At 55.9% G+C, this 20,345-nt stretch carries 15 protein-coding genes; 12 read left to right on the top strand and 3 right to left on the bottom strand.

All coding sequences use genetic code 11. The annotated features are described in order from the left end of the window. Positions 1-37 precede the first annotated feature (37 nt). From gldL to gldN, 3 genes are all read left to right on the top strand, one after another. Positions 38-853: a gliding motility protein GldL gene (gene gldL, locus FGZ14_RS13730; protein WP_139924805.1), complete on the top strand. Its 816-nt coding sequence runs from the start codon at positions 38-40 to the stop codon at positions 851-853. An 86-nt stretch (positions 854-939) separates the two neighbouring features. After that, positions 940-2,529, top strand: a complete 1,590-nt coding sequence (gene gldM, locus FGZ14_RS13725) for a gliding motility protein GldM (RefSeq protein WP_139924804.1) — start codon at positions 940-942, stop codon at positions 2,527-2,529. A 48-nt stretch (positions 2,530-2,577) separates the two neighbouring features. Beyond that, positions 2,578-3,480, top strand: coding sequence for a gliding motility protein GldN (gene gldN / locus FGZ14_RS13720; RefSeq protein WP_139924803.1), 903 nt, complete (start codon positions 2,578-2,580; stop codon positions 3,478-3,480). Between the two features lie 75 nt (positions 3,481-3,555). Here gldN and uvrC read toward each other — a convergent pair whose 3' ends face one another. From uvrC to FGZ14_RS13705, 3 genes are all read right to left on the bottom strand, one after another. Further along, positions 3,556-5,379 carry an excinuclease ABC subunit UvrC gene (gene uvrC, locus FGZ14_RS13715; RefSeq protein ID WP_139924802.1) on the bottom strand — a complete coding sequence of 608 codons (1,824 nt, stop codon included), beginning with the start codon at positions 5,377-5,379 and terminating at the stop codon, positions 3,556-3,558. Positions 5,380-5,600: 221 nt separating this feature from the next. Next, positions 5,601-7,856 carry a transglycosylase domain-containing protein gene (locus FGZ14_RS13710; protein ID WP_374221714.1) on the bottom strand — a complete coding sequence of 752 codons (2,256 nt, stop codon included), beginning with the start codon at positions 7,854-7,856 and terminating at the stop codon, positions 5,601-5,603. Between the two features lie 169 nt (positions 7,857-8,025). After that, entirely contained in the window at positions 8,026-11,220 is a 3,195-nt protein-coding gene (locus FGZ14_RS13705) for a tetratricopeptide repeat protein (RefSeq protein WP_139924800.1), read from the bottom strand. A 203-nt stretch (positions 11,221-11,423) separates the two neighbouring features. Between FGZ14_RS13705 and FGZ14_RS13700 the strand changes: the two genes are divergently transcribed. The 9 genes from FGZ14_RS13700 to FGZ14_RS13660 all read left to right on the top strand — a co-directional run bounded on the left by FGZ14_RS13700 (position 11,424) and on the right by FGZ14_RS13660 (position 20,331). After that, complete coding sequence (locus FGZ14_RS13700; protein WP_139924799.1) at positions 11,424-11,675, top strand: AtpZ/AtpI family protein; 252 nt, start codon at positions 11,424-11,426, stop codon at positions 11,673-11,675. Positions 11,676-11,798: 123 nt separating this feature from the next. Continuing rightward, positions 11,799-12,206, top strand: a complete 408-nt coding sequence (locus FGZ14_RS13695) for a hypothetical protein (RefSeq protein ID WP_139924798.1) — start codon at positions 11,799-11,801, stop codon at positions 12,204-12,206. A gap of 33 nt (positions 12,207-12,239) precedes the next feature. Continuing rightward, complete coding sequence (gene atpB, locus FGZ14_RS13690; RefSeq protein ID WP_139924797.1) at positions 12,240-13,310, top strand: F0F1 ATP synthase subunit A; 1,071 nt, start codon at positions 12,240-12,242, stop codon at positions 13,308-13,310. A gap of 53 nt (positions 13,311-13,363) precedes the next feature. Further along, complete coding sequence (gene atpE, locus FGZ14_RS13685; protein ID WP_044000749.1) at positions 13,364-13,621, top strand: ATP synthase F0 subunit C; 258 nt, start codon at positions 13,364-13,366, stop codon at positions 13,619-13,621. A gap of 169 nt (positions 13,622-13,790) precedes the next feature. Next, positions 13,791-14,285, top strand: coding sequence for a F0F1 ATP synthase subunit B (locus FGZ14_RS13680; protein WP_139924796.1), 495 nt, complete (start codon positions 13,791-13,793; stop codon positions 14,283-14,285). Between the two features lie 92 nt (positions 14,286-14,377). Next, positions 14,378-14,938, top strand: coding sequence for an ATP synthase F1 subunit delta (atpH, locus tag FGZ14_RS13675; protein WP_139924795.1), 561 nt, complete (start codon positions 14,378-14,380; stop codon positions 14,936-14,938). Positions 14,939-14,944: 6 nt separating this feature from the next. Then, complete coding sequence (atpA, locus tag FGZ14_RS13670) at positions 14,945-16,528, top strand: F0F1 ATP synthase subunit alpha (protein WP_139924794.1); 1,584 nt, start codon at positions 14,945-14,947, stop codon at positions 16,526-16,528. A 90-nt stretch (positions 16,529-16,618) separates the two neighbouring features. Further along, a complete protein-coding gene (gene atpG, locus FGZ14_RS13665) occupies positions 16,619-17,509 on the top strand; it encodes an ATP synthase F1 subunit gamma (protein ID WP_139924793.1) in 891 nt (296 codons plus the stop codon). 881 nt (positions 17,510-18,390) lie between these two features. Continuing rightward, positions 18,391-20,331: a T9SS type A sorting domain-containing protein gene (locus tag FGZ14_RS13660; RefSeq protein ID WP_180754354.1), complete on the top strand. Its 1,941-nt coding sequence runs from the start codon at positions 18,391-18,393 to the stop codon at positions 20,329-20,331. The last annotated feature ends 14 nt before the right edge of the window (positions 20,332-20,345 follow it).

The raw sequence follows: 20,345 nt of genomic DNA, 5'->3' as shown, positions 1-20,345 counted from the left end.
ATCACTCCAACTACCTTTTTTTTCAATTTTCTACAACATGGCAGCAAAGGGCGGTAACTTTTTCTACGATGTGGTAATGCCGAAAATCTACGGCATCGGGGCTGCAGTCGTAATTATCGGGGCTCTATTTAAAATTCTTCACTTGAAGGGCGCCGACGAAATGCTCATCGTTGGTCTGGGAACCGAAGCACTGATTTTCTTCCTGAGTGCCTTCCAGCCTAACCCCAAAGAGGTTGACTGGTCACTGGTATATCCGGAACTGAGCGAGGGGTACGATCCTTCTACCGGCAACCCGAGCTTCCGCACCAATGCCATCGACAACGGCGGCACGGGCCTGACCCGCAAGCTGGATGACATGCTGAAGGACGCTAACGTGACTCCCGAAGCTATTGCTTCGCTGGGCCAGGGCCTAAACCGCCTGAGCACTACTACCCAGCAGCTTTCTACCCTGGGCGATGCTACCAACGCTACCGAAGAGTACACCTCGAAAGTACGTTCGGCTGCTCAGTCCCTGGAGCGTATCAACGAAGCCTACTCTCATACGGCTCAGGCCATGACGGCTATGGCTGATGCTACGAATGATGCTCGTGAGTATCACGTACAGGTGCAGAACGTAACCAAAAACCTGGGCGCTCTGAACGCAGTGTACGAGATGGAACTGCAGGATGCTAACACGCACCTGAAGTCGATGAACAAGTTCTATGGCACCCTGACCCAGGCCATGGAGAACCTGACGGAAGCTGGTAAGGAAACGGATCAGTTCAAGCAGGAAGTAACCAGCCTGACTTCGAATCTGAGCTCGCTCAACCGCGTGTACGGCAACATGCTGAACGCAATGCGCGCCACCAACTAAGTATTGTCAGGTTTGCAGTGATAGTGCCTGAACTGGTTTCAGGCGCTCTTCTTCCTACACGGTAGTTATAGACACAGAGAGATACGATGGCGGGAGCAAAAGAGACTCCGCGGCAGAAGATGATTGGCATGATGTACTTGGTACTGACTGCTCTTCTTGCCCTACAAGTAAATTCAGCTATTCTGCTGAAGTTTAAATTTCTAGATGACAGTCTCATCGGTGTAAACGATAAGACTGCCAAAACCAACCAGGGTGCTGTTAAAGGCATTGAAGCGGTTGTAGTGCGTAACCGTAACCAAGCAAAGGACCTTGCTATCCTGAAGCAGGGCGAAACAGTGCGGGAGCGGACGGCCAAAATGGTCGCTTACTTACGCGAAATCCGCACGAAGCTGCTGGACGCTACCGAGAACAAAAACAAGAACGAGTACAAGAACATGGAGGCCTCCGACAAAGTGGCCAACGTGATGCTTGGCGGAGCCGGCAGCCGCAACGGCCTAGGCTACAAGCTGAAGGAAGAGTTGAACTCTTACGCTTCGGACCTGCAGAAAATCGTTCCTGGCTTTGCTGCACCGGCTCTGGCTCTGGATGCCAAGGACGATCCAGGCGTAACTCCGGATCAGAAGACTAAAGATTTTGCCCAGCTCAACTTCGAGAACACCCCGGTAGTAGCGGCCCTGGCCGTACTGTCGCAGAAGGAAACGGAAGTTCTCAAATACGAAGCTGACGCTCTGAACAAACTCGCGGCTCAGGTAGGTGCTACCACCATTGTGTTCGATAAAATCGGGGCTTTCGCCAGCGCTGAGTCGAATACGGTTGCTGCCGGCACGAAGTACAAAGCTGAGCTTTTCCTCACTGCTTCCGCTTCGGATCTGCGCCCCTCGATGACTCTGAACGGCTCCCCGCTGTCGGTAGGTCCTGATGGCAAAGGTAAGGTAGAGTTTACGGCCCGGCCCGGCTCTTTCGATGCTTCAGGCAACGCTAAAGCTCAATGGACCGGTACTATCCGCTTCAAGCAGAACGGCCGCGACACGACTTTCACGGTGAAGGTTCCTTATACCGTGACCAAGCCCGTAATGCAGATTCAGTCGGCTTCGGTACAGGCTCTTTATTTCAAGTGCGGCAACAAGCTGAGCGTACAGGTACCCGCACTGGGCGCCCAGTACGAGCCTAGCTTCTCGGCTTCCGGCGCTGCTACCATCAAAGGTTCGGCCAAGGGTGAAGTGACCCTGGTGCCCAACTCGCGGGAGGTAACCCTGAATGTAAGCAGCGGTGGCAACCCCATCGGTTCGCAAACCTTCCAGGTGCGTCCGATTCCGAAGCCCGAAATCAAATGCGTAGTAGGTGGCCGTGAGGCTAACGAAAAGCAAGGTACCCCGATTACAGCCGTTCGTAACCTGCAACTGCGGGCTGTAGCTGACGCTGGTTTCGCTACCTTCCTGCCTGATGATGCCCGTTTCCGCGTAACCCGCTATGAGGTGATTCTGGTTCGCGGCAAGCGCCCAGCCATGCCGCCCCGTACGATCAATGGCCCCACGGCTGACCTAAGCGATGTAGTAAACTCGGCTCGCGAAGGCGACCGTCTGTACATTGAAGTAAAGGAAGTACAGCGCATGAACTTCCAGGGTAACACGGAGCAGGTTAGCGTTTCCAAGACCTTCAATATTCCGCTGCTGTAAGCGTTACTAGTTCTGAACTATCCGTCGCGCTTTTTTGATTACTCAGGTATGAACAAATTCCTCTCCTTCGCCGCCCTGACGGCCGGCCTGACGCTGTCGGTGGCAGCCTCGGCTCAGGAACAAGCTACCACCGCGACCAGCAATGGATCGTATCGGCCGATTCCGAACTCGGACATCATGTTTCGCAAGACCATCTGGCGTGCGGTTGACCTGCGTGAAAAGCAGAATAAGCCCATGTTCTCAGAGGGTAAGGAAATCAGCCGTGTAATCCTAGATGCTGTAAAGCGTGGAGAGCTGCAAGCCTACCGCAACGACTCGTTGACGACTACTCTTTCCTCAACGGAGGTAGTTTCCAATATGTCGTACGCAGAGGCTAGTGCCGGGCTGAGCGATGAAGAGAAAGCCGCTGGCTTCTCGGACAGCGACTTGGGAGGTAGCGACGACGGATGGGGAGCACCCGCACCTAAAAAAGGGAAAGGTGGCAAAACCACGGCAAAAGCTGCTCCGAAACCAGTGGCACCGCCTAGCTACGAGTACCGTCCGAAGGATATCTATCAGATGGAAATCAAGGAGGATATGATCTTCGACAAGAAACGGTCGCGGATGTATCACGATATTAAATGTATCGGCCTTCTGGTTCCCTCTACCTTGGCTTCTAACACCTCGGGGATTGAAAAGCCCATCGGCTACTTCAAATACAGCGACCTGGTTCGCGTGTTCCGAGCTAATCCGGATAAAGCCATTTGGTTTAACCCGCAGAACGATGCTCAGCACAAGAACTTAGCCGATGCCTTTGAGCTGTGGTTGTTCAACTCCTACATCGTAAAGGTTTCTAACCCCAACGATGCGCGTCTGGACGAAGTATATGGTGGTCAGCAGCAAGGTATCCTTGCCTCGCAGCAAGCTGCTTCGGACCTGATTGAGTACGAATACAACCTGTGGAGTTTCTAAACCACAGAACACAAGCAACAAAAAGCCCCAACCAAATTTGGTTGGGGCTTTTTGTTGCTATCTGATAAGGCCAACTCAGGAAATAGCTGAATCGGTCTGCTCCTCTTGATTGAAGTAGTCGAGCAGGATGCGAGCCTTGGCTTTTCCAACCTCAGCAGTCAGCTCAGACTCGGTTAGCTCTTTGATTTTCTTGACGGATTTAAACTTGGTCAGGAGCTTATCGGCCGTTATCGGGCCCAGACCCTTTACGTCGGTTAGTTCCGTTTTTAGGGTAGCCGCATCCCGACGGCTGCGGTGAAACGTAATGCCGAAACGGTGCGCCTCGTCGCGCATGCGCTGGATAAGGCGCAGTGTTTCGCTCTTTTTGTCGATGTAGAGGGGTAGGGGGTCGTTGGGTACGTAGATTTCCTCCAGCCGCTTAGCAATGCCAATGATGGGAATCTGACCCCATAGGTTGAGGTCTTTGAGGGCCTTCACCCCCATGCCTAACTGGCCTTTCCCCCCGTCCACAATAATAAGCTGGGGTAGGCTGGCCCCCTCTTCCAGCAGCCGCCGGTAACGACGCGTTACAATCTCGTACATCGAGTCGAAGTCGTTGGGACCAACTACCGTTTTGATGTGGAAGTGACGGTAATCTTTTTTGCTGGGCTTGGCGTTGCGGAAGCAGACCATAGCAGCCACCGGGTTGTCGCCCTGGAAGTTGGAGTTGTCGAAGCATTCAATGTGCTTAGGTAGCTCCGTCAGGCGCAAATCCTTCTTCATGGTTTCCATGATGCGCACCTCATTCAGGTCCTTGCTCCGGTCGTTCATGCTTTCCTTTTCCTTGCGTAGGTAAAGCACATTCTTAATGCTGAGCTCGAGCAGCTTGCGCTTGTCCCCAATCTGGGGCTGAGTGATGCTGACTCCTGGGAGGGGTAGGGCCGGCACGGGAACATTGGTCAGTATTTCCCTGGACTGGCTTTCAAACTCCTCCCGCATCTGCATGATCATGGGGGCCAGAATCTCATCGTCGGGCTCATCCAGCTTCTTCTGCACCTCCACAGATTGCGTGAGAATAATGCTGCCGTTCATCACCTTGAGATAGTTGATGAAGGCTGATTTCTCGTTGGAGGCAATGCTGAACACGTCAATGTTGGTGAGGTTGGCATTGACGATGGTGCTCTTGGCCTGAAACTCATCGAGCTTATCCAGCTTTTGCTTGAGCTGGTGGGCCAACTCGTACTGCTGCTCCTGGGCAGCCTGCATCATTTTCTCGCGGAAATACTGTTTCGGCAGACGCAGGTCGCCGTTCAGAATCTGCCGGATCTGCTGGATATACTGCGAGTAAGTTTCCTCATCCTGCAGCCCCTCACAGGGGCCCTTGCAGTTACCTAGGTGATACTCCAGACACACCTTGAACTTGCCTGCCTCCACGTTCTGGGGCGAGAGGTTATACGTGCAGGTGCGCAGCGGATACAGGGCTCGGATGAGTTCCAGCAGCAAGTTCATGCCGGTTACGTTGGCATAGGGGCCGTAGTAGCGGCCGTCGCCGGGGCGTTTGTTGCGGGTTGGGATAAGGCGTGGGAACCGTTCGTTGGTCAGCAGCAGGTAGGGGTAGGTCTTGCCATCCTTCAGCAGGATGTTATACTTGGGCTGATGCTGCTTGATCAGGTTGTTCTCCAGCAGAAACGCATCCGATTCCGAATCGACGATCGTGAACTCAATGCGCCGGATGTTCTTGACCAGCTGCTGGGTTTTCTTGTTGTGGTCCTGCTTGGTAAAGTAGCTGCTCACGCGCTTGCGGATATCTACCGCTTTACCTACGTAAATGATGGTATCCTCGTCTCCGAAGTATTTATAGATACCGGGCCGGTGCGGGAGTTGGCGAATTTGTTCTTGCAGGTGTTCGGAAGCGGCCATAAAATCGCTGATTAGCGCTGATTAACTAGGTGTTGCTGGTTGCCACAGATGGGGAAGGCGCAACCAGTGAGCTTGTCTTGCTGAGGTACGCAGCAGGTTTACGCAGAGGTTCGCTCTGAAAGTAGCTGTGCCATGTTCACAACAAAAAATGTGGCCGGGAGGTCCCAGCCACATTTCCAAAAATCGGTGAAATCACGTCAACCGGCGCTACTTAGTGGCGCTTAGATGTCTTCCTCGTTGAGATCTTCCAGCTCTACCTGGTTCAGCTTCTGTTCGTAAGGAATAGTATCGCGGGTGCCGGCCCCGTTGTAGTAGCGTGAGCAGTCAATCTCCACATCCAGAGGCTTGGCGGGCTTGGGGAAGGCTCCGGTATTGATGTCAATGGATTTGTCGGCGTAGGTTTTGCGCATGAACAGGCCGTAAATGGGCAGGGCCAGCCGTGACCCTTGCCCGTAGGCACCAGTCCGGAAGTGGATGCTCCGGTCCTCACCGCCTACCCACATACCGCACACCAAGTCCGGGGTCAGGCCCATAAACCAGCCGTCGGAGTAGTTGGAGGTAGTGCCCGTTTTGGCTCCCATTTCGTAGGGAAATTTAAAGCCATTTTTCAGGATGATGCTGGTGCCGCCCTGCTCCTCGGTGGCTCCGCGCAGCATATACGTCATCAGGTAAGCTGTTTCTTCGCTGAGGGCCTCGCGGGTTTGCGGCACAAACTCGCGCAGCACATTGCCGTTCTTGTCCTCGATGCGCGTTACCATCATCGGAGCCGTCCAGATGCCCTTGTTCACGAAGGTACTATAGGCCCCGGCCAGCTCGTAAATGCTTACATCAGAGGAACCGAACCCTACTGCTGGTACTGCTTCAATGGGCGAAGTAATACCCAGCCGCTTAGCGTAGCTAACTACGGTTTCCGGCCCGAGCTTTTGCACCAGCCAGGCCGTGATAGAGTTCATGGAGCGGGCCAGCGCCTGGCGCAGAGTAAATACGCGGCCGGAGTAGCTGCCTTCGAAGTTTTTAGGGGTGTAGGCAGGCCGGCCACGCTCAGCGGGGAAGGTGGTAGCTACGTCGGGCCGCTGGTAGCAGGGCGAGTAACCCTGGTCGATAGCGGCTACATACACGAAGGGTTTGAACGTAGAGCCCGGCTGACGCTTGCCCTGCTTGACGTGGTCGTACTTGATGTACTTGAAATTGATGCCCCCAACCCAGGCTTTTACCTGCCCGTTGAGCGGGTTCATGGCCATGAACCCGGAGTGCAGCAGCCGCTTGTAGTACGCCAGCGAGTCCATCGGCGACATCAGCACCTCCTTTTCGCCCCCATTCCAAGTAAACACCTTCATGCGGTACTTCTTGTTGAGGTAGTACTTGATGGAGTCCTTGTTGCCCTCGAACCGATTCGTGAGTGACCTATACCGTTCCGTGCGCTGAACAGCAGTAGAAAGGAAGTTCGGGATTACGCGGCCGTTTTCGTCGCGCCAGGGCTGCTGGCCTTTCCAGTGCGCATCAAACCACTTCTGCTGTAGCTTCATGTGCTCCGCTACGGCCGACTCCGCGTACTTCTGCATGCGCGAGTCGATGGTGGTATAGATTTTTAGCCCGTCGGCGTACAGGTCGTGGTCGGTTTCCTTGGCCCACTGGCGCAGCATTTTGCTTACCTCAACCCGGAAATAGGGAGCAATGCCCTCGTTCTGATTTTCAACATTGTAGCGCAGTACAATGGGCTTGAGCGTATCAGCCTGCAGGCTCTGGGCATCTAGGTAGCCGTATTTGTGCATCTGGCGGAGCACCCAGTTCCGGCGGGCGCGGGAACGGGCTGGATTAAACTTAGGGCTGAACCGCGACGGAGCATTCAGCACCCCGACTAGGGTAGCTGCCTCGGGCCGGGTCAGCTGCTTCGGCGACTTGCTAAAGAACGTTTTGGCTGCTGTATTAATACCGAATGCATTAGAGCCGTAATCGTTGGTGTTCAGATACATGCGCAAAATTTCGCGCTTAGTGTAGCTGCGCTCCAGCTGCACGGCCAAAATCCACTCTTTGGTTTTGGTAATTAGCATGCGCAGGCCCGGAATGTCGTTCAGCTTGCCGTCGTTCAAGTCATCACGCGTACGGAACAACACCTTGGCCAGCTGCTGGGTAAGCGTAGAGCCCCCGCCCCCGCTACCTCCCGTCAGCAGACCAGCCGCTACCCGGCCCGTGGCCTTGGGGTCAATGCCCGAGTGTTCCTCAAAACGGGCATCCTCGGTGGCAATCAAGGCATCTACCAGGTGTTGAGGCAAGTCTTCGTACTCGGCAGGGGTACGATTTTCCCGGAAGTACTTACCCATCAGCACCCCATCAGCCGAGTAGATTTCGGAGGCCAGTTCACTACGTGGGTTTTCGAGCGTCTTCAGGTTGGGCATGCGCCCAAACAGGTTCAGGAAGTTAACGCTGACCGCCAGCACATAGAGCGCCAGGCCCAGGGCTCCGGCGCCAAACAGCATCCACAGCAAACGGCTCCAGGCAGTGAAGCGCCCCGGCTGGTTGGTTTTTCGAAAAGAAGACTTTGACTTCGTGGCAGATTGAGCCATTGCAAGAGAACGTACTAGGGCTGCTAACTGATGCCCTACCCAATTACCGATAGGGTAGGGCATCAGTCAGCAGCTCAATCATTTATTTAGAGTAGCTCTGCTGATAGAAACGCTGATATTCCTCAGGGTTCTGGCTTTGCAGCAGGAGTGGCAAGTTATCAATACTGATGATGAGGGTTTGGTAACCCGCGCCCCGCAACTTGCTGAGCGGCGACTGAGGACCGCGCAGCTTAAGAGCATAGCTTTGGGCAATTTTGGCGGTGGGCAGCGGCTCAATAAGAACCAGTTCCTGCGTAGCCCCTAGCGCCTGCCGCCGTACCTGCAAGCTGCTGGACTTAAAGTAGCGCCCGTTATATGCCCCCAACTGCGTGACAATATCAGCCAAGGCTGGTGCATCCTGGGACAGCAGCAAAACTACAGCGTGGGCAGCGTTTACATTTACCTTGTATGGGGTAGCCGCCGGAGCACTTGGTACGGCAGCCGTGCTACTTGGGGCCGGAGCGGGGGTAGGGGGAGCGGATGTTGGAGTAGTAGGGTTGGGAGTAACCGCCGGCGTATTGCCCGTGGCAGGGGGCGCCAGCGGCGGGTTAGCGGCTACCGGTTTGGGAGCGGCCACCACCTTTTTGCCCCGTGCCCGCGCCTGCGCGGCGGCCATACGCGCTGCTTTGGCCTCATCTATCACCGGGGCAGGTACAGGAACGGAAACGGGCGCTGACGGCGTAACCGCCACGGAAGCCGGAACCTCGGTTGGTGCAGACGTGGGCGGTAGGCTGCCCGTAGTGGGCTCCGGGCGGGCTGGTACCGGTGTAGCGGCTGGTGTAGCGGAAGGAGTGGGGGTAGTGGCCGTAGCTGCCGGCTTCGGAGTGGCCGGAGCGGCTGGTGATTCGTTTTCTCCGTAGAAAATACGCATGCGGTTTTCTACTTCTCCAGGCCGGAACATAGACACCACCGGCTTATCCGTAGAAGCCAGGGCCCCGGTAATCTGGCCGTCTGCCTGCTGCTTGTAGGTGTTGAGCAGGGTAGCGGCCTGAGGTGCCAGCGGGCTTTCGGGGTAGTCCTGGTAGAACTTCTCTACCGCGGCTTTGGCGGTAAGCGGTGGCTGAGTCCGGATGGTAAGCAGCGTGTTGATAAACGCAATCCGATCGTTGAGGTCATTTTCCGGGTACTGCTGGCGGGCCCGGGCCAGCACGGCGGCCGATTTCTTGAAATCCTGATTTTTATAGAAAGCAAAGGCAGAATCAACCAGTACGGCCACCTTGGCATTGGCTACGGAGGTGCGCCGCAGGTACTCCGGATCAGCCACCAGCTTCGCGTAGGAAGAGTTGGGGTAGCCCTGGCGGAGGCGCTGGGCGTAGCCCTCGGCCTTTTCGGCATTGCCTTGCTCTTTATGTAGCAGGTAAAGAATATAAAGCGTTTCGGGGGCGTGCTGCCCCTGTGGGTAGCGCGTCAGCAGATTTTCATACGTCTCAATAGCCCGCGCCGGCTCCCGAAGCTGCTGGTTGTATATGCCACCCAGGGCGTACAAAGCCTCCTCGGTCTGGGCTGCCGATTGTTGCCGTTGCGCCTCGCTCAGCGGAATGTTCTGGCGGTACTGCTCCACAAGTGCCCGAACCTGTTGGGCTGGGTCTGGGGCAGAAGCCGGCACCGCGCCCAACCCTCCTGCTCCATTTACGGTAGTGCTGGCATTACCGGCAATGCTGACCGGTACGTTGCCTCCGCGGGCGGTAACCGGCGAGCTACTGGCCTGGCTGACTGTGCGCCAGTTATCCTGCAGCGGCCGGTCGCCCCAGCGCCGGATAAAATCGTTACGCGCTGTTCCCAGGGAGGTAGGGTTATCGAAGTACCATTTGATGCCGGTGTTACCCGCCAGAAAATCATCGGTATTTACCCCAGGCTGCAAATCCCGGCTCGCGCTGGTGCCCGTAAGCTGCTGTCCGGCGCGCTGCTCCTGCCGCGCCTGCTGAGCCGCCAGCTGCTCTGCCGCCCGGCGCTGAGCTTCCAACTCCGCCTGGGCGTAGGAAGTCAGGCGGGTGCGCAGGGTAGCCGAATCCAGCCGGGCCAGGGTCTGCAGGCTGTCCTGAGTTTCTATAATAGTCAGCTGCTGGGCAAAGTCCTTGAGCACAGCAGCCCGCTCCGAAATAGCGGCGTACTCGGGCGCCTCGCGCGGCAAGGCCTGCACCGTGCTGTCATAATAGGCCGCTGCAAGCCGGTACTTCTGCAGGTTTTCGTAGTAGATACGCCCGCTCAGCAAATAGACATAGGACTTTTGCGCGCGGTTGGCGGAAGGCGTACGTGCTGACTTCTCTAGCAAGGCCAGCGCCGCCGGGTAGCGCTGCTGGCGATACTCCAGCCGCGCCATTTCGTAGTAAATCTTGTCGCGGTACTCTTTGTTGTTGGCGTTTTTCAGCAGCTTGGCGAAGTACTTATCCAGCCGCACCCGGTCAGTTTGGTTTAGGTCCGACACCTGCCCTAGCATTAGCTTGCTAAAGAAATCCAGCTCGTAGGGCGGATTCTTTTTCAGAATCTGGTTGAGCTGAGCGTACGCCTTCTGGTCCTGGCCCTGGGTCTGGTAGAGCTGGGCCAGAATGTAGCGCGTCCGCGACTGTTCATTCTTCGGCTCAATGTAGGGAATGGCCTTCTCCAGGTTCTCAATGGCCCGGTCCTGTTCGCCAGTTAGCAGATAAAACTCGGCGCGGGTCAGAAACAGCTCCCGAGCGTTGGGTAGCGTGCCTTCTTCCTTGTCCAGGATATCCGATACGGCCGCCGCGTTTTCCAGCTCCTTCGTGGCCAGGAAGGTGCGCATCAGCCAAATCAGGGCCTCGTGCCGGGCATTGGTGTCCTTGCTGGTGGTATTGACATACTTGAACGTCTTGGCGGCGTCCTCATACTCCTTTTTATAAAAGCGGGCCTTGCCTACCAAGATGTAGCTGTCGTCCGTCCAGTCAGAGCCCGGCCGGTGCTGGATGGGCAGAGAAGCCTTCTTGATGATGTCTTCCAGGTCGGCCGTAACCCGGCCAACCGTAGCGTCATCCAGGGTAGGGAATAGGGGTAGGACGCGGTTGTAGTCGTTGAGGCGGGCCTTGTATAACGTGGCTTCCGTGGCCTTCATTTTCTCGCGGGCCAGGAAATAAGCATTGTCGCGGGCCACCACGTTGTCGTAGGCATGTCCTACCAAGGATGGCCGCTCGGAGGCACAGCCAGCCACCACAGCCGCCAGCAGAAGGGAAGCGGCCGGAGCAGATAGGTAGCGCAGAAGCAAGGAAGTTGTCGTCGTCAAAGCAGCGGAAAGCTGAGGGCGGAAAGTGCGGACAGAAAACACGGGCGCCAGCCTAATTCGTTCGGCCGGCCGTGCTTCCCTCAACGTAGCAAGCAGAGTAAAAGTACAGGTTTCCGCCCGGACCCGCCATGCTTGCTACTGGCCGGTTCAACTCCTAACGCTGTGCCGCGTAGCTTTGTGTTCCTACCCCATCTGCTGCCCGTATGTCTGCTCCTTTCCCTCCCTCAGAGCCGCGCCCCGATTCCGAAGGCAACTCTGACCGGATGCGCGCCGTGGCCCGCTACTCCGGTATTGCCGCCCAAATGATAGCTACCATCGGCCTGAGCACCTGGGCCGGCTATTGGCTCGATAAGCACTTTCAAACCAAAACGCCCTGGTTTACCCTGAGCCTGATGCTGCTGGGCCTGTTTGCAGCCCTATATAATGTAATCCGCTCCGTCACGAAAGAGCAGTAAAGAGTGGCTACTACATAGCCAGCTTCAGCATGGGTCAGCAGACTGCAGAACAAGCCCCCATTTGCTGAAAGTCCCGCATTTGCTCCGCTACATCAGCCATACGCACCCTACCCTTCACTTGCCTTGAAACCCTTTCTCCGTCCCTACCTGCTCTTCTGCCTGCTACTCGGGTTTGCGCTCTATGCTCTTTACTCCCAGTTTGGCCCGCGCATTGTGCATCCGTTTACGGTGTACACCTTCAGCTTTTTTGCTCTGCTCACCTTGCTGACCTATTGGATTACGGCAAAGCTGGTGCAAGCCAACGCACAAAACTTTATGGTCGCGTATTTCGGGAGCATGGTTGCACGCCTGCTTTTGTCGCTTACGCTGGTGCTAGTGTACCTTTTTGCTGGCGGAGGCCGGGAAGGCAACGGGCAGTGGGCGTTTTTGGGCAGCTTCTTCCTGTTGTATTTTCTCTTTACTGGGTTTGAAGTCTGGAGCGTTCTGACTAACTTGCGCCCGTTTTCAAAACCGGGTGAAACCACAAAATGAAGATTTTGTGAAAATGTCCCTAACCCCCTCTGAATGAAGCGCTTACTTTTAGCTCTCTTGTGCCTGTTCTCGTTCTCGGTGTACGCCAACGAACCGACCTCTACGCAGGAGGAAGCCACGGATAAGGAGGCCTTCAGCCCAGGCGACATGATTCTGCATCACATTGGCGATGCACATGAGTGGCATTTCGCTACCCTGGGCGATGAAGAGCACGGCACGCACCTGACCCTTCCGCTTCCGGTTATTGCCTTCCGGCCCGGTAAAGGCCTAAGCGTATTCTCTTCCTCACAGCTGGCCGAGGGTAAAACCTACGAGGGCCTGAAGCTGGAGCATGAGCACCTAGTGTCAGAGGATGGCAGCAAGGTGTACGATTTCTCGATTACCAAGAACGTAGCCTCCCTGATGCTGAGCGCAGCGCTGCTCTTGCTCGTGTTTACCTCCGTGGCTCGGGGCTATGCCAAGCGCGGCTCGGGGGCTCCCAAAGGCATCCAATCCTTCTTTGAGCCTATTATCGTCTTTGTTCGCGACGAGGTAGCTAAGAAGTCTATCGGCCCGAAGTATGAGCGCTATATGCCCTACCTGCTGACGGTGTTCTTCTTTATCTGGTTCAACAACCTGCTGGGTCTGGTACCCGGTGGCGCTAACCTTACCGGCAACATTGCCGTGACGCTGACCCTGGCCGTGCTGACCCTGCTCATCACCCTGTTCAGCTCCAACAAGAACTACTGGCACCACATCTTCGCTACCCCCGGCGTACCGAAGGCCCTGCTGCCCATCATGATTCCGGTAGAAATCATCGGCATCTTCGTGAAGCCCTTCTCCCTGATGGTGCGTTTGTTTGCCAACATCACGGCCGGCCACATTGTAATTCTGAGCTTTATCTCGCTCATCTTCATTTTCCGCAATATTGGTGTAGCCCCCGTAACGCTGGCTTTCGGTCTGTTCATTAACATGCTCGAATTGCTGGTAGCCATTCTGCAGGCCTACATCTTCACCCTGCTGACGGCCATGTACATCGGTGGTGCGGTAGAGGAACACCACGATGCGGATTACCAGATGGGTGGTGGCGATGGTGCCGAGCCGGCCCATGCTCACGCTCACTAAGCTTTTACCACCCCTGATTTTTTTGTTTTTCACTCCCCACAAACCATTTTTTTATGCTTCTTTCTCTGTTGTTGCAGATTGCTAACGCCGCTGGTCTGGCTGTATTTGGTGCCGCTATCGGTGCTGGTCTGGTTGCTCTGGGCGCTGGTCTGGGTATCGGCCGCATCGGTGGTCAGGCTATGGAAGCCATCGGCCGTCAGCCGGAAGCTTCGGGCAAGATCCAAACGGCTATGCTGATCGTGGCCGCTCTGATCGAAGGTCTGGCTCTGTTCGCAGTAGTAGTCTGCCTGCTGATTTCGTTCAAACTCTAGGGATAGAGGTAGTACAGGAGCAGCCCGCTGCGCGCGTCGCTTCAGCGCACGGCGTAGCGGGCTGTCTTGGCTTTTCTGGTGCCAGTTAGTAGGCGCATAACGGGCGGAACTTCCGCCTTTCCTGCCTCGGTTATCAGATTCTCTTATTTCCTACCTACTAGTTTCTACGATGCAAATTGTAACGCCCGAATTAGGCCTGATTTTCTGGCAGCTGGTGATTTTCGGCATCGTGCTGCTGCTGTTGCGTGCCTTTGCCTGGAAGCCCATCCTGAGCTCCCTGAAAGAGCGGGAAAGCTCCATCGAAGGTGCCCTGCGCATGGCTGATCAAGCCAAGCTGGAAATGCAACAGCTGAAAGCCGGCAACGAAAAGCTACTGGCGGAAGCCCGCATGGAGCGCGACCGGATTCTGAAGGAAGCCACCGACGTTTCCAACCAGCTGATTGAGCAAGCCAAGAACAAGGCTACCGAAGAAGGCAGCCGCATGATTCTGCAAGCTCGCGAAGCCATTCAGAACGAGAAAAACGCGGCTCTGGCGGAGGTGAAAAACACCGCCGCTAAGCTCTCTATCGACATTGCTGAGCGCATCCTGCGCCGCGAACTGGCCGACCAGCCCGCCCAGCAGCAACTCGTGGACTCGTATCTGCAAGAAGTAAAGCTCAACTAAGCAGTTAGCTATTAGCTGCTGGCTGTTAGCCTTCTGTTTCGGAAGGTGAAAAGCTATCAGCTAATAGCCAGCAGCTAACAGCTCAAGAAACAATGTCTGAACTACGAGTTGCCTCCCGCTACGCGAAGTCGTTGCTGGACTTGGCTGAGGAACGCGGGACGCTGGAGCAGGTAAAGCAGGACATGGACTTGTTCACGAAAGTGCTGGACGAGAATCGTGACCTGCGCCTGTTGTTGCGCAACCCCATTGTGAAGCACGATAAAAAGCTTGCCATCCTGAACGCCGTGTTCACGGGCAAAGTATCGGAGCTGACCAGCAAGTTCTTTACCATCATCACGCAGAAAAACCGCGAAAGCGCTCTGGAGTTTATTGGCAGCGAGTTTCAGCGCCAGTACAACCAGCTGCGCGGTGTTCAGCTGGCGGAAGTAACTACGGCTACTCCGCTGGATGCTCCTACCCGCCTGCAAGTAGTCCAGCTGGTTCGCCAGCAAACGGGCCAGCAGCAGGTGACCCTCACCGAAAAGATAGATCCTTCGTTGATTGGTGGCTTTGTGCTGCGTATCGGCGACCGGCTCATCGACGACTCGGTTAGCTACCGGTTGCGCAAGCTGCGCACCGAATTCTCGAAGAACCCCTACCAATCCCAACTATAACCCACCATGGCAGAAGTACGTCCGGATGAAGTATCCGCCATTCTGCGGGAGCAGCTGTCCAACTTCAAAACCGAAGCCGAACTCGAAGAGGTTGGTACGGTTCTGCAGGTTGGCGACGGTGTAGCCCGCATCTACGGCCTGGGCAAAGCCCAGTCGGGGGAATTGCTCGAATTTGAAAATGGCCTGCAGGCCCTCGTGCTGAACCTGGAAGAAGACAACGTAGGTGCCGTAATGCTCGGCGACTACTCTGAAATCCGGGAAGGCGCCACGGTACGTCGTACCAATAAAATTGCTTCTATTCAGGTTGGTGACGGCATCATTGGCCGCGTGGTAAACACGCTCGGCCAGCCCATCGACGGTCGTGGCCCCATTCAGGGTGCTACCTACGATATGCCCCTGGAGCGCAAGGCTCCCGGTGTAATCTACCGTCAGCCGGTTAACGAGCCCATGCAAACGGGTATCAAGGCTATTGACGCCATGATTCCGATTGGCCGGGGCCAGCGCGAACTGATCATTGGTGACCGTCAGACCGGTAAGTCCACGGTAGCGCTTGACGCCATCCTGAACCAGCGCGAATTCTATGAGCGCGGCGAGCCGGTTTTCTGCATCTACGTAGCCGTAGGTCAGAAAGCTTCGACCGTAGCCCAGGTAGTAAACGCACTGACCAAAGGTGGTGCTATGGACTACACAGTAGTGGTATCGGCTTCGGCTTCGGACCCCGCTCCCATGCAGTTCTTTGCTCCCTTCACGGGTGCTGCCATCGGCGAGTTCTTCCGCGACACGGGCCGTCCGGCTCTGGTTGTGTACGATGACTTGTCGAAGCAGGCAGTAGCTTACCGCGAGGTGTCGCTGCTGCTGCGTCGTCCTCCTGGACGTGAGGCTTACCCCGGTGACGTATTCTACCTGCACAGCCGCCTGCTGGAGCGCGCCGCGAAGATCAACGCTTCCGACGCCATTGCTCAGGACATGAACGACCTGCCCGAGAGCATCAAGCCGCTGGTGAAAGGTGGTGGTTCGCTGACGGCTCTGCCCATCATCGAAACCCAGGCGGGTGACGTTTCGGCCTATATCCCGACCAACGTAATTTCGATTACCGATGGTCAGATCTTCCTGGAAACCAACCTCTTCAACTCGGGTGTGCGTCCGGCCATTAACGTAGGTATCTCGGTATCGCGCGTAGGTGGTAACGCTCAGATCAAGTCGATGAAGAAGGTAGCTGGTACCCTGAAGCTCGACCAGGCGCAGTTCCGCGAGCTGGAAGCCTTCGCCAAGTTTGGCTCCGACCTCGATGCCTCGACCAAGCTCACGATTGAGCGTGGCCGTCGTAACCTCGAAATCCTGAAGCAGCCCCAGTTCTCGCCCCAGAAGGTAGAAGACCAGGTAGCCATCATCTACGCCGCTACCAACGGTCTGCTTGACCTCGTGCCCGTGAACCGGGTACGGGAGTTCGAGAAGGAGTTCACCCAAGTGATGAACACCCGTCACCCCGAGGTGCTGAAAGGCCTGAAGGCTGGTAAGCTCGACGACGAAACCACCGGCGCTATCCGCCAGGTGGCCAAGGATCTGTCGGCCGCTTACGCTACTAAGTAATCAGTCATTGGTTGTCAGTTGCCAGTTACCAGTTCGTTTTCACGAAGGGTAACCGGCAACTGACAACTGGTAACTGGCAACCCATACACTATGGCTAGCTTAAAAGAAGTTCGGAGCCGCATTACGTCGGTGCAAAGCACGCAGCAAATCACCAAAGCCATGAAAATGGTGGCGGCGGCTAAGCTGCGTCGAGCCCAGGACAATATCCTGCGCATGCGCCCTTATGCTCAGCGGCTCAACAGCATTCTGGGTAACCTGACGGCCTTGGCTGGCGAGGACGTTGTTAGTGAGTACGGCGTGGTGCGCGATGTGCGCCGCGTGCTGATCATTGCCATCACCTCCGACCGGGGGTTGGCTGGGGCCTTCAACAGCAACATCTTCAAGGGGGTGAATGCTGTACTGCAGGACCGCTACGCTACCCAGGCCGCTGCCGGTAACGTTACGGTGCTGGCCATTGGCCGCAAGGCGCACGAGTACTTCGGTAAGCGCCTGCCGCTGCTGGGTAACTACCAGCACGTATTCGGCAAGCTCTCGTTCGATACGGTGCGGGAAGCAGCCGAGCAGGCTATGGACGGCTTCCGGGCCGGCCAGTACGACGAGGTGGTGATGGTGTACAACGAGTTCAAGAACGTAGCCACCCAGATTGTGCGCACCGAGCAGCTGCTGCCGCTGGTGCCCGCCGAGCAGCCAGTAGGTGCCTCGGCCGCCTCGAACGTGGACTACATCTTTGAACCTTCGAAAGAGGAAATTGTGCGTACCCTGATTCCGCAGTCATTGAAAGTGCAGCTCTACAAGGCTGTGCTGGAAAGCAATGCCTCGGAGCACGGCGCCCGTATGACAGCTATGGACAAGGCTACGGATAACGCCGGCGAGCTGCTGAAGCAACTCAAGCTGACGTACAACCGGACCCGCCAAGCTGCCATTACCACCGAGATTCTCGAAATCGTGGGTGGTGCTGAAGCGCTGGCTGCCGGCCGGTAGTAATACTTGCTCTCAGAACAACAAAGGCCCGTTTCCGGAAGGAAGCGGGCCTTTGTTGTTCTGCGCATATGTCAAGCGCATAGACAACCTCTATCAACTAAGCTGGGCGGCTTAGATAAGTTATACGTGAAGCATTATATACTATTTTCGGCGCTATGTTTCCGTGCTGAAAAACACTGTTCTATTACCTGCATATTTATTTCCTAATGCCTTTGCTTTCTACATGCTGTCGGATTCCTTCCTCTATTCGGGCAGCACTAATACTATTGTTCTTAATATCAGGTGTATGGGGGCAAGGGTGGGCACAGGTTTCGTCGGTTGGTGAAGTACTTAATGCAGATGGAACGCTTCGTCAGGGAGTTACGGGGTCATTTGATGCGAGTGGCTACAAGCTCAGCTACGGCAATGGCGGGCAACCCGTGCTACGCCGCAGTAGCTCACCAGGATGGGGCGTAGTAGGTAGTGACGCTCCGGGTACACAGGAGGGCGTTTGGCATGAGTTGTACAGTGAGGTATATGCGGTAGCGGTCAGTGGCACTGATGTGTACATAGGAGGGAGGTTTTCCTCCGCGGGTGGCATCCCGGCCAATAACATTGCAAGGTGGGATGGTACGGCTTGGCATCAGTTGGGAGTAGGTGCCCAGAACGGAGTAAATGAAGAGGTAAGAGCCTTAGTAGTAGAGGGCAGTAGCCTCTACGTAGGCGGTAAGTTTACCAGAGCTGGTAACCAAGCAACCAATTATGTAGCTCATTGGACTGGTAGCACCTGGACTAGCTTGGGGCCCGCCAATGCGAACGGAGTAAACGGCTTTGTAAATGCCCTGGTGCTAAGCGGCTCAACCCTGTATGTGGGAGGCGAATTCTACGCGGCAGCGGGCCGGGTGCAGGCTCAGAATATAGCACAGTGGGACGGCGCTACTTGGAGTAATCTGGAAAACAACAACGTAAATGGGGTAAGTGGCCCGGTTTATTCCTTAGTAGTGAGCGGAACTGCGCTGTACGTGGGCGGGGCGTTCGACAATGCTGGTAGCTTGATTGCTCGGTCGGTGGCGAAGTGGGATGGTAAGAGCTGGAGCAGATTGGGCAATGCTCCCTCGTACGGAGTGAGCGGGACTGTTTATGCTATGGCCGCAAGCGGCACAGAGGTCTATGCGGCCAGCTACAGCGGAAACAGCAGCCGAATTTTGAGGTGGGACGGCACGGCTTGGCAACTGTTGGGTGCAGGTTCAACGGGCATGCTCAATGGACAGGTGCGAGCCCTGGCCGTGCGCGGCAACCTGCTGTATATTGGAGGGCAGTATTTCACTCAGGCAGATGGTGTGCCCATGAGCCAAATAGCTACCTGGGACGGAAACAACTGGAGCAATGTAGGTTTGCAGACCCCCGACCAGGGAGAATACCCTGTTTTGGCACTAGCTGTCAGTGGAAATTCATTGTACGTAGGTGGTCGTTTCACAGAAGCTAATGGCGCGCCCGCACATAGTATAGCCCGTTGGGATGGCACTACCTGGTACGGCCTGGGTACCGGTGCTCCCAACGGAGTGCATGAGCCTGGACGCAACGGGGACAATATCAACGTCTTGGCCGTGAGTGGTTCTGCCGTGTATGTAAGCGGAGGGTTCAGTATGGCTGGCGGTGTAAAAGCGAGTGGAATTGCAAAATGGGATGGCACAAAATGGAGCAATCTAGGCTCGGGGCTGGGGGTTAATGACGAAGTGCTTGCACTGGCAGTAAGCGGTGACGTTTTATACGCGGGCGGTAATTTTAACACGATAGGCGGCGTGTCGGCGCGGAACATTGCCAAGTGGGACGGCAGCAACTGGAGCAGCCTGGGTACAGGGGCAACCAACGGGGTCAACTCATGGGTACAGAGTTTAGCAACGAGCGGCAACGTGCTGTACGTAGGCGGCAGCTTCGATAAAGCCGGTGAAATACCAGCCAACCGAATAGCGCAATGGGACGGCGCGAGTTGGCGTAGCTTAGGCAGTGGCGCAGCTAACGGAGTAACCGGAGCTGAGGCCAGGGTTTTTGCACTAACTGTAGCTGGTAGCACCGTGTACGCGAGCGGGAAGTTCACTAAGGCAGGCGGAATCGCTGCCACCAACATAGCCCGCTGGAATGGTACGCAGTGGTATGATATGAACGGTGAGACCGGCTCCTTAATGGTTGAAGACGCGTACTCGCTGGCTAGCAACGGAGCAACGCTCTATGCTGCTGGCCTTTTTCGTACTGCTACTGGCTCCTTACTAGGTGGAGTAGCCCAGTGGAACGGGACGCGCTGGATTGATTTAGGCTCAGGTACCGAAAACAATAGAGTGGGCGGAGCTATTGTCATAGCTTTCGTAGGAAACACCCTGTACGCCGGTGGGTTTTCTACAAGAGCTCAGGGCGACGCCGGTAATACTATATCACAGTGGGATGGAACAACCTGGCGCAGCGTGGGGGTAGGAGAGCAGGAAGGCACCAATGGGGAGGTGCGGGCTTTGGGTGTCAGCAATAACACCTTGTTTGTAGCTGGCGGGTTTAGCCGGGCTGGGGGCCTAGTAGCCAACGCCCTTGCCACTTATACCCCTGAGCCCATCCCATTGCCCGCGCGCTCCGCAGCTATAGCACCCTCCTTGACGGTATATCCTAATCCTTCATCGGCCACCGCTACGGTAGCAGGCGCTCAGCCAGGCGCCGTCTTGCAGGTATTCAATACCGTAGGCCAGATGGTGCTCACTACTACCGCCAGTAAAGCGGGGATGGTAAAGCTGAACCTGCCAAAGGGGCTATACCTGCTGCGTAGCGGGGCACAGGTTGCGCGCTTCGTGCAAGAATAAGGGTAGGGTGTTTT

Source organism: Hymenobacter sp. DG01, from assembly GCF_006352025.1.
In the GTDB taxonomy this organism is placed as follows: Bacteria; Bacteroidota; Bacteroidia; order Cytophagales; family Hymenobacteraceae; genus Hymenobacter.
Note: the sequence above shows the minus strand (reverse complement) of the source record. Positions and strands in the feature narration are given on the sequence as shown.

Bases quoted from the DNA above. Each gene is read 5' to 3' on its own strand.
- gldL (WP_139924805.1), top strand. From the start codon at position 38: ATGGCAGCAAAGGGCGGTAACTTTTTCTACGATGTGGTAATGCCGAAA.
- gldM (WP_139924804.1), top strand. From the start codon at position 940: ATGGCGGGAGCAAAAGAGACTCCGCGGCAGAAGATGATTGGCATGATG.
- gldN (WP_139924803.1), top strand. From the start codon at position 2,578: ATGAACAAATTCCTCTCCTTCGCCGCCCTGACGGCCGGCCTGACGCTG.
- uvrC (WP_139924802.1), bottom strand. From the start codon at position 5,379: ATGGCCGCTTCCGAACACCTGCAAGAACAAATTCGCCAACTCCCGCAC.
- FGZ14_RS13710 (WP_374221714.1), bottom strand. From the start codon at position 7,856: ATGCTGTTTGGCGCCGGAGCCCTGGGCCTGGCGCTCTATGTGCTGGCG.
- FGZ14_RS13700 (WP_139924799.1), top strand. From the start codon at position 11,424: ATGTCTGCTCCTTTCCCTCCCTCAGAGCCGCGCCCCGATTCCGAAGGC.
- atpB (WP_139924797.1), top strand. From the start codon at position 12,240: ATGAAGCGCTTACTTTTAGCTCTCTTGTGCCTGTTCTCGTTCTCGGTG.
- atpE (WP_044000749.1), top strand. From the start codon at position 13,364: ATGCTTCTTTCTCTGTTGTTGCAGATTGCTAACGCCGCTGGTCTGGCT.
- FGZ14_RS13680 (WP_139924796.1), top strand. From the start codon at position 13,791: ATGCAAATTGTAACGCCCGAATTAGGCCTGATTTTCTGGCAGCTGGTG.
- atpH (WP_139924795.1), top strand. From the start codon at position 14,378: ATGTCTGAACTACGAGTTGCCTCCCGCTACGCGAAGTCGTTGCTGGAC.
- atpA (WP_139924794.1), top strand. From the start codon at position 14,945: ATGGCAGAAGTACGTCCGGATGAAGTATCCGCCATTCTGCGGGAGCAG.
- atpG (WP_139924793.1), top strand. From the start codon at position 16,619: ATGGCTAGCTTAAAAGAAGTTCGGAGCCGCATTACGTCGGTGCAAAGC.